Here is a 10,253-nt window from a genome sequence, read left to right on the forward strand (position 1 = left end):
AATGACAAGAAATGAAATACTAAAAATAATAGATGAAGAAATAATAAATAAAGATGAAAATATAGATGTTGATAAATTAGAGGAATATTTGCAATTATTTGAAAGTACTGTAAAGATATTAAAAATATTTAAAAGAAAAGATGAATTTAATTTTATACAAAATGTTTATAATGAAATATCTAAAATTAATAGTAGTTTTATATGCCAAGAAAAAAGAGACATTATAAATACTATGATAGAGCAAAATTGGTGTCATAGTATTTATAAACATTATGAAACAGTAAAATTATGGAATATTTTAGAAATATCTTTAGAAAAGGAAAAGAGTAAATTATTATTTGGAATTTATACGGAAGATTCAGATGCTATAGTATTAGATAAATTAAGAAATAATGAAACTAAAATTAAAAAATTATTTAATGATATAAAATTAGAAAATACGGAATCTTATCTATATTGTTGGTATATAGATACTGAGAAGTTTAATGATTATAATTATGTAAAAGAAATTGCTGATAATATTTTAAAATTAGATAATATTTTAAGTAATTTATAATTAGTTATATTTCAGTAAGTTACTTATTATAAATACTTGCTTAAAAAATATTTTATATGAGAATAAAATAAATTAAGTATATCTAAGATTGAAATTATTTTTATTAGTTATATCATTTATATAAATTATTTTAATTTATTTATTGGGGTATTTATGTCTAGGATTAAAATTTTTATTATTTTATTTATTTTTTATGCTATAACTTTAAATGCACAAACAACAATTTATGAGCCTTCACAATCTACATCAGCAAAATATAGACTATTTAGAACTACTAATATGTGGACTTTTCTAAAATTAGAAACTACTACAGGTAAAATATGGATACTTCAATATGATGTAAATGGTGATGACCGTTTTACTGTAGAATTAAATACTGAGGATCTTTCAGGAGGAAAAGAAAAATCACCTGGAAGATTTACTTTATATCCTACAGCAAATATGTATACTTTTATTTTATTAGATCAACTTTATGGTAATACTTGGCAAGTTCAATGGAGTTTTGAACCTGAAACTAGATTTATTATACCTATTGATTAATATATTTTTCATATACTGATTCTAGTGCGTTTAGTATATTTAAATAAATAACTATATAAATTAAAAAAATATTTTTTATTTATATATTGTTAGTGTTGTCTTACAAATTGTTTTATTAATATTATTTATACAGATATTATGTTAATTAAATTCTATACTTTTGTTGGCAAATACCGAAGATAAAATTGTTAGAATTTACATTAGAAAGATGATAAAAATGGAAGAAATAAAACAATACTGGAATGAATTTTTAAATATTATAAGCGAAGATGAGGAGTTTGCAGCTGTTGCATTATTAAAAAGCAGTCTTTTCATTGTTGATGATGAAAATAATGCTAGTATAGTATGCTCAGGGGATTTTGCAGCTACTCATATAAAAAAAGACTTTCTTGGAAGAATAAAAGATTTCTTTAGAGAGAAGTCTGAAAATAGTATAAATATAGATGTTAAAGTAGATGCAGATCTTGTTAATGAACATTTGGAAATAGAAGAAATTGAAGAATATGAAGACGATGTAAAGAATGATTCTAAAGATAATTCTAATGAAATAAATGCAGTAAAAAAAGATGTACCTGCTAATAAAACAAATTTAAATAGCTATTATAGATTTGATAATTTTATTCAAGGCAATAATAATAGATATGTATTTGAAGCAGCTAAATATGTATCATCTAATCCTGGAAAGGAATATAATCCTCTTTATATATATGGAAGTGTTGGAATAGGTAAAACACATTTGCTTCAGGCTATAGGAAATACTTATTTAGATTCAAATCCAAATGCTAAAGTATTATATATAGATGGTAGCGGATTCAGAGATGAATATGTGTCAGGACTTCAAAGAAAAAGACCGGATATTTTCAAAAAGAAGTATAAAGATTTGGATATGCTTTTATTAGATGATTTGCAGTTATTAGAAAGTGCTCAGGAAACTTCAAAAGAATTATTTGAAATATTTCAGGCATTGGATAGTGCGGCAAAACAGATGGTATTTGTAAGTGATAAGCCTCCTAAAGAATTAAGAAATATAGAGGCAAGATTAAAAAACAGATTTGAAAAAAGCCTTATTCTTTCAATAGAGCCTCCTCAATATGAAACAAGACTTGCTATTATAGAAAGAAAATTATTTGACCTTCATACTTCTATAGATGAAGATATTATGAAGTATATGGCAGAAAATATTACTACAGATGTAAGAAAGATTGAAGGTGCTATAAGAGCATATTTATCAGTAAGAGATTTGATGAAAATAACTCCGGATATTGAGCAATGTGAAAAAATGGATATATTTAAAGACTATTTCACTGGTAAGCCAAAATTAAAAAATGCCAGTGTTAAAGAAATTAAGAAGATGGTTGCTGATTATTATGGAATAGAAATGTCATCTTTTGAAAGCAAGGAAAGAACTAAATTTATAGCAAAAGCAAGACATGTTGCTATATATTTGGCTTGTAAATACTCTAAAAAGTCAGTTACAGAAATAGGGTTGGAGTTTAACAGAGACCATGCTTCTATAATACATGGAAGGGATAAAGTTGAAGATGAATTAAAGAGCGGTTCTCATTTATTCTCTGAAATTAACGAAATAGTGTCTAATATTTCATAATTTATTTTTTAATAAAAAACTGCCAAAAAAATATTGACATTTGTGCAATTTTGTATATAATTTGAGGGTATTGTTAAATTAATACAATTTTTCATAAACCTCCTTATCACCCTGCTGCATTTTTTTTCTCAGGGTGATACTTTTTAACCCCCTTTCTTTTAAAATCCAAATATTTTCTATGTTTAATATTATTATACTTGTTTATTTTGCTGTAAAAAATGTATAAAAGTAATACATAAGCTATTATAATTGATGTATAAAAATAACACATAAGCATGAAAAGTGTCTAAAATATGATACATTGTACATATAATAATCATAAATTTCATATATATTTTACTTAAATTTTATACTATACTACATATTAGGTGCTGATATTAACTCTAATTAATAAGATTTTTTTTAATTTTTTATATAGAAAATATATTTAATTGGCACGTTTCTTGCATATATAATAACGTATGCTTGATTGAAAATATTGAGTAGTAATCATAAATATCCATTACAAGGAGATGAAATGGAAGAAGAAATTAAAGAAACAAATGAAGGCAGTGAAAAAGAAGAAGCTAATACAGAAGAAGTGAAAAGTGAAGAAGTACAAGCTGAAGAAAATACAGAAAATAATGCTGAAGAAGATGAAGTAGCTTTATTAAAAAAAAGAATAGAAGAATTAGAAAAAGAATCTGCTGATATGAAAAATAAATATATGTATGCTATGGCAGAAGCAGAAAATATTAGAAAGAGAACAGCTAAAGAAAAAATAGATGGAATAAAAAGAGCTAATAAAGGCTTATTGTTATCACTTTTAACTTTTATGGATAACTTTGAAAGAGCATTAAAAGCAGGTGAACAAGATGCTAATGTTCAAGGCACTGAATACTATAAAGGAATAGAGTTGATACATAAACAATTTATTGACTTTATGCATGATAACGGAGTTACTGAGATAGAGTCTTTAGGTGAAGAATTTGATCCTAATGTACATGAAGCATTAACTATGGTGGAGGTTCCTGATATTGATAAGGAGCAAGTAGTTGAAGTTTATGCTAAAGGCTATAAATTGAATGATGAACTTTTGAGAACAGCTAAGGTAGTAGTCGGCAAACCACAGGCTACTCCTAAAGAATAAATTAATTAATTAGGAGATTTTATGGCACATATTCAACTTTTTAGAGCTTATTACGAGCCAAAAGCAGACAAAAAAGAAAGCATACAGCATATAAATGGTGTTTTGCAGGATTTAACAGATGCAATAAACAACCATATTAAAGACAAAGAAGTAATTAACGTTGACCTTACTACATCACATTTAGGTAATGGTCATACTGAATATGTTGTTAGTGTTCTGACAAAAGACTAATAACAGAATTTATAAAAATAATTTATATAATAATATTAATTTTTAATGTTTAAAAAGTAGTTAGTAATTTAAAGGAGAAATTTATTATGAGTAAAATAATTGGAATAGATTTAGGAACAACAAATTCATGTGTATCAGTAATGGAAGGCGGTAAGCCTGTAGTAATAACAAATGCTGAAGGAAACAGAACAACTCCTTCTGTAGTAGCATTTACAAATAAAGGCGAGGTATTAGTAGGTCAGCCTGCTAAAAACCAAATGGTAACTAACCCAGAAAATACAATCTTCTCTATAAAAAGATTTATGGGTAACACTTATGCTGAAGTAACAGAAGAGCGTTCAAGAATGCCTTATACTGTTATAGAAGACGGCGGAAAAGTAAAAATTAAAACTTTAGAAGGAAACTTCACTCCGCAAGAAATAAGTGCAAGAATACTTCAAAAGATGAAACAAACTGCAGAAGAATATTTAGGTGAAACTGTAACAGATGCAATCATTACAGTACCTGCATACTTTAATGACAGCCAAAGACAATCTACTAAAGATGCTGGCCGTATTGCTGGACTTAATGTATTAAGAATAATAAATGAACCTACTGCTGCAGCTTTAGCTTATGGTATGGAGAAAAAGAAAGATGAAAAAATCGCAGTTTATGACTTGGGCGGCGGTACTTTCGATATATCTATACTTGAATTAGCTGACGGTGTATTTGAAGTAAAAAGTACAAACGGTGATACTCACTTGGGCGGTGATGACTTCGACCAAGCTATTATCGATTGGTTAATAGATGAGTTTAAGAAAGATACAGGTGTTGACTTGAATAATGATAAAATGGCTTTACAGAGATTAAAAGAAGCTGCTGAAAAAGCTAAAAAAGAAGTTTCAAGTTCATTACAAACTGATATTAACTTGCCATACTTGACAGCAGATGCTTCAGGTCCTAAACACTTGAATGTATCTTTATCAAGAGCAAAATTTGAGGATTTAGTAAGAGATTTAGTAGAAAAAACTCGTATCCCATGTGAAAAAGCATTGAAAGATGCAGGACTTTCTACTAGCGATATAGATGAAGTTATACTTGTTGGAGGTTCTACAAGAGTACCTTTAGTACAGGAAACAGTTAAAAACATATTTGGAAAAGAACCAAATAAGAGCGTAAACCCAGACGAAGCAGTAGCAATGGGTGCTGCAGTACAAGGCGGTATCATTAAAGGTGATGTTAAAGACGTTCTTCTTCTTGATGTTACTCCGCTTTCACTTGGTATTGAAACAGAAGGTTCAGTAATGACTGTTTTAATCAACAGAAACACTACTATACCTACAAACAAAAAACAAGTATTCTCTACAGCAGCAGACAATCAGTCATCTGTAACTATTAGAGTATTACAAGGTGAAAGAAAAATGGCTAATGACAACAGAGAGCTTGGAAGATTTGACTTGGTAGGAATACCACCTGCACCAAGAGGAGTACCACAAATCGAAGTTTCATTCGATATTGACGCTAACGGTATCGTACATGTTACAGCTAAAGATTTAGGTACTGGTAAAGAGCAGAAAATAACAATAGCTTCTTCAAGCGGATTAAGCGAAGATGAAATAAATAAAATGGTTCAGGACGCTGAAAAACATGCTGAAGAAGATAAAAAGAAAAAAGAAGAAGTTGAAGCTAAAAACAATGCTGACCATATGATTTATCAAACAGAAAAATTATTGAAAGAAAATGGAGATAAATTACCTGCTTCTGATAAATCAGAAATTGAATCAAAAATGAGTGCATTAAAATCAGCAGTAGAATCTAATAATATAGATAATATTAAAAGAGCTACAGACGATTTACAAGCAGCATGGAACAAAGTTTCAGAAGCACTTTATAAACAAGCAGGAGCTCAGCAGCAAGCACAGCCTGATGCTGGACAGCAACAAGCACAGCAAAATAACAGCCAAGATTCAGGCAGAAAAGATGACGGCGTAGTTGATGCTGATTATGAAGTTGTTGATGACAATAAATAATAAAATAGATAAAAAGTAAAAGTTGAATATATAAAGTCTAATGGGCGGTTGGAAGTTAATTTTTAAGTTTTGATTTTCAGCCGCCTATATTTTTATGAAGTATATAAAATGATTGAATTATTAGAAGCTATTAAAAATAATGATTTAGAAACATTAAAAGCCTTAATAGAAAAAGGAGCTGATGTAAATGCTAAAGATGATAGTAATTGGACGGCTTTGATGTGGGCTTCAGAAAAAGGGCATTTAGAAGTAGCTGAATTTTTGAAAGATAAGGGGGCAGTATGAAAAAAGATGTTGAGTTAATAGAAGTTATTAAAAAGAATGATTTTGAAAGAGTAAAATTATTGGTATCAAAAGGTGCTGATATAAATATAAAAAACAGATATGGTAATACTCCTTTAAATACAGCTTCAGGATTTGGTTATTTTGAAATTGTTAAATATTTGATAGAACATAATGCTGAAAATACTGATGCTTTGATTATGGCTTCTATGAATGGACATGAAAAAATAGTGAAATATTTAATAGAGCAGGGAGCAGATGTTAATATTCAAGATGAAAGAGGTGAAACTGCTTTAATGAATGCATCGCAAAATGGACATTACAATATTGTAAAATGTTTAATTGATAATGGGGCTAAAATTGATATAAAAGACAATGGATATCAAACGGCTTTAATGTATGCAGCAAATAATGGTTATTTGGAAATTGTTAAGTATTTAATTGACAAAGGTGCAGATATAAATGAAGAATATGGATATGATAAAAGATATACAGTTTTAAGTTATGCTTTAGAGGAAGGAAACACAGAAATTGCAGAATTGTTAAAAGCTAATGGTGCGGTATGAAAAAAGATGTTGAGTTAATAGAAGCTATTAAAAATAATGATTTTGAAAAAGTAAAAGTTTTAATATCATCAGGGTATAATATTAATACAGAAGATGATTATTATAGAACAGCTTTGATGTATGCTTCAGAAAATGGTTGTTTGAATATAGTGAAATATTTTATTGATAATGGGGCAGATGTTAATATAAAAGATTATCATTATAAAACAGCTTTAACTTATGCTTCTAAAAACGGACATTTTGATATAGTTAAACTTCTTATAGATAAAGGTACGGAATTCAAAGATGACAGATATGCTTTGATGTATGCTTTAGAGAATGGATATTTGGAGATAGTAAAGTATTTATTAGAAAAAGGATATGATGTTTCAAATGACAGGCATGCTTTAAGTGCTGCTGCTAAAAGCGGTTATTTAGAAATTGTTAAATTACTTATAGATAAAGGAGCAGAATTTAAAAATGACAGACATGCTTTGATGTATGCTTCTGAAAATGGATATTTTGATATAGTTAAATATTTAATAGAATTAGGAACAGATGTTAATATGAGAGATTATTCCTATAGAACGGCTTTAGTATATGCATCTGGAAATGGACATTTAAATATAGTAAAATATTTAGTTTCAAAAGAAGCAGATATAAATATAATTGGTGATAAATATGGAATAACACCTTTAAGTAATGCAGCAAAGAACGGACATTTAGAAGTTGTTAAATATTTAATTGAAAATAAAGCTGATGTAAAAAATGATAGGCATGCTTTGAGTGATGCTTTAAAAAACGGACATTCTGAAATAGCTGAGTTGTTAAAAAATTATAAATAATTTAAATATATTATTTTTGTTCTTTGATAATTTTTTATAAATTTAGTTTTTAATATATTGAAAAATTGGCACTATAAAAATGTTTCTAAAAATGTTTTTTTATGTTATAATAGTTGCCAATAAAAAATCAAGGTAAAAAAGTGAAAAATAGTTTTATAGCTTTTATAAAAAGAAAAAACGAATCCATTCATACAACAGAAACTATATACATAGCTTCTATACTTACTTTAGTTGGCGGATTTGTTGATGCTTATACTTATATTACCAGAGATGGAGTATTTGCTTATGCTCAAACTGGAAATATGATATTTTTTGCTATGCATTTGGCAAAGAAAGAATTCGCAGATACTATGCATTACTTAATACCGATTTTAGTTTTTGTTGTTGGTATTTGGACTGCTTTATATATAAAAAAAGTTTTAAATAAAAAAAAGTTAATGGAATTGGAATATGTTATTATACTAATGGCTGCTGTTATACTTTTTATAGTTGGTTTTTTGCATAAAGGTATTTCAAATATTGTAGTTGTTAGTGTTATATCATTTATGTCAGCAACTTTGATGATAACTTTCAATAAGGTTGAAGGACTTGCTTATGTTACTAATATGTGCACAGGTAATTTGAAATCAGCTTCAGATAATTTATTTAGATTTTTATTTAATAAGGATAAGACTGGTTTAAAAAATGGACTTATATATTTAATGATTTTATTTTCATTTACTTTAGGTGCTTTTTTAGGAAGTTTTTTTACTAATATATTCGGAATTAGATCTATATGGATTGCTTCCGGATTATTATTTATTGTTGAAAGTTTGATGTTTTTTGATAATTAATTAAAAGGAATAATTTTTATGGATAAAGATTATTATAAAATACTTAATGTTAATATATTTTTTAGTAATGAAAAAATAAAAAAAGCTTATAGAGAATTAGCTATGAAATATCACCCAGATAGAAACCCAGGTGATGAGAATGCTCATATTATGTTTGTAGACATAAATGAGGCTTATGAAATTTTATCAGATAAAGAAAAACGTATGGAATATAATATTAAGTATTTAGCCGGTAATAAATATGTTGTTGGAGGCTTAGCTATTGCTGGTTTGGGATTAGGTTTGCTTATAGGCAGAAGAAAAAAATAATTTATTTTAGATATTAACTTATTTATTTTTAATTATAGATAAATTTAAATAGATAATTTTATAAGAGGATATGATAAATGGCAGAAAAAAGAGATTACTATGAAGTATTAGGAGTGGCAAAGACTGCTACTAATGATGAAATAAAAAAAGCATATAGAAAATTGGCTATGCAATATCACCCAGATAGAAATCCGGGAAATAAAGAAGCTGAAGAAAAATTTAAAGAAGCTACTGAGGCTTATGAAATATTATCAGATGAAAAGAAACGTGCACAATATGATCAATTTGGATTCCAAGGTGTTCATAGTGATTTTGCTGATGCTTATGGCAGAGGCGGTTTTGACTTCTCATCAATGTTTGGAGGAGCAGGCGGATTTGGTGATTTAGATGATATATTTAGTTCATTCTTTGGAGGCGGATTTTCAGGCAGAGGTTCAAGAGGTCAAAGACGCGGTAATGATTTAAGACATGATGTTACGCTTTCTTTAGAAGATGCCGTTTTTGGTAAAAAAATGGAAATAAAGTTAGATAAAAATGATATATGTGATGTTTGTCATGGTACAGGTGCTGAACCGGGTACTAAAACTCAAACTTGTCCTACTTGCGGCGGAAGCGGTGAAGTAAGAATGGTACAAGGTTTCTTCAGTGTAAAAAAAACATGCAGTAAATGTAATGGAAGCGGTACTATAGTAACAACTCCTTGTAAAAACTGTAGAGGTACAGGTACTGTTAGAAAAAGCAAAACTATATCAGTAAATATACCAAAAGGTATTGAAGATAATACTCAATTAAGAGTAAGCGGAGAAGGTGAGGCTATAGGCGGAGGTGTAGCAGGCGATTTGTATTTGTATATACATGTAAGTCCTCATAAATATTATGTAAGAGATGGTATAGATTTAATAACAGAAGTTGGAATTAATATTGTTCAAGCAACACTTGGAGCAGATATTCTTATACAAACTTTAGATAATAAGAAAGTAAAAATGAAAATTCCTGCTGGTACTAATAGCGGACAAGTATTTAAATTGAAAGGAAGCGGAGCAACTCATATCAATAGATCCGGACGAGGAGATTTATTTGTTATAGTTAATATTGATGTTTCAGCTAAATTGACTTCAGAAGAAAAAAGATTATTTAATGAACTTAAAAAGGTTATGCCTAGCAATGACGAACCTGTTTTAAGAAAACCTAATAGAAATAATTGGTAATCAATATTTTTATAAAGAATTAAAAAATATAAATAAAAGGGGCTTGAAAAGTCCCTTTTTTTATTGTATTAATAATTAATTAGTTTTTAGTATATACCTAAACAACTATATTTTGTCAAAAATAAATTTATATTTTTGTTTTTATATCTGGGGCTTTGCC

Annotated in this window: 12 protein-coding genes; all 12 read left to right on the top strand. The window is 28.0% G+C overall.

The window, feature by feature from the left end:
• Window position 1: 1 nt before the first annotated feature.
• The 12 genes from Q0K52_RS09960 (at window position 2) to dnaJ (ending at window position 10,093) form a co-directional block, all read left to right on the top strand.
• Window positions 2-556, top strand: coding sequence for a hypothetical protein (locus Q0K52_RS09960; RefSeq protein ID WP_297298988.1), 555 nt, complete (start codon window positions 2-4; stop codon window positions 554-556).
• 153 nt (window positions 557-709) lie between these two features.
• Entirely contained in the window at window positions 710-1,096 is a 387-nt protein-coding gene (locus Q0K52_RS09965; RefSeq protein WP_297298990.1) for a hypothetical protein, read from the top strand.
• 217 nt (window positions 1,097-1,313) lie between these two features.
• Complete coding sequence (gene dnaA, locus Q0K52_RS09970; RefSeq protein WP_297298992.1) at window positions 1,314-2,702, top strand: chromosomal replication initiator protein DnaA; 1,389 nt, start codon at window positions 1,314-1,316, stop codon at window positions 2,700-2,702.
• 517 nt (window positions 2,703-3,219) lie between these two features.
• On the top strand, window positions 3,220-3,831 hold the full coding sequence (locus tag Q0K52_RS09975) for a nucleotide exchange factor GrpE (protein ID WP_297298994.1): 612 nt from the start codon (window positions 3,220-3,222) through the stop codon (window positions 3,829-3,831).
• A gap of 21 nt (window positions 3,832-3,852) precedes the next feature.
• Window positions 3,853-4,062 (top strand): hypothetical protein, encoded by a 210-nt coding sequence (locus tag Q0K52_RS09980; RefSeq protein WP_297204363.1) that lies wholly within the window; start codon window positions 3,853-3,855, stop codon window positions 4,060-4,062.
• An 86-nt stretch (window positions 4,063-4,148) separates the two neighbouring features.
• Window positions 4,149-6,071: a molecular chaperone DnaK gene (gene dnaK, locus Q0K52_RS09985; RefSeq protein ID WP_297298996.1), complete on the top strand. Its 1,923-nt coding sequence runs from the start codon at window positions 4,149-4,151 to the stop codon at window positions 6,069-6,071.
• Window positions 6,072-6,179: 108 nt separating this feature from the next.
• Window positions 6,180-6,356, top strand: a complete 177-nt coding sequence (locus Q0K52_RS09990; RefSeq protein ID WP_297298998.1) for an ankyrin repeat domain-containing protein — start codon at window positions 6,180-6,182, stop codon at window positions 6,354-6,356.
• Window positions 6,353-6,919, top strand: a complete 567-nt coding sequence (locus Q0K52_RS09995; RefSeq protein WP_297299000.1) for an ankyrin repeat domain-containing protein — start codon at window positions 6,353-6,355, stop codon at window positions 6,917-6,919. The genes Q0K52_RS09990 and Q0K52_RS09995 overlap by 4 nt, the downstream gene beginning before the upstream one ends.
• Entirely contained in the window at window positions 6,916-7,743 is an 828-nt protein-coding gene (locus Q0K52_RS10000) for an ankyrin repeat domain-containing protein (protein ID WP_297299002.1), read from the top strand. Before Q0K52_RS09995 ends, Q0K52_RS10000 begins: the two co-directional genes overlap by 4 nt.
• Before the next feature lie 140 nt (window positions 7,744-7,883).
• Window positions 7,884-8,576, top strand: a complete 693-nt coding sequence (locus Q0K52_RS10005) for a YoaK family protein (protein ID WP_297299003.1) — start codon at window positions 7,884-7,886, stop codon at window positions 8,574-8,576.
• Window positions 8,577-8,594: 18 nt separating this feature from the next.
• Entirely contained in the window at window positions 8,595-8,885 is a 291-nt protein-coding gene (locus tag Q0K52_RS10010; protein ID WP_297299006.1) for a DnaJ domain-containing protein, read from the top strand.
• A 77-nt stretch (window positions 8,886-8,962) separates the two neighbouring features.
• A complete protein-coding gene (dnaJ, locus tag Q0K52_RS10015) occupies window positions 8,963-10,093 on the top strand; it encodes a molecular chaperone DnaJ (RefSeq protein ID WP_297299008.1) in 1,131 nt (376 codons plus the stop codon).
• Window positions 10,094-10,253 lie beyond the last annotated feature (160 nt).

Source organism: uncultured Brachyspira sp. (assembly GCF_944390845.1).
Taxonomy (GTDB): Bacteria; Spirochaetota; Brachyspiria; order Brachyspirales; family Brachyspiraceae; genus Brachyspira; species Brachyspira pulli.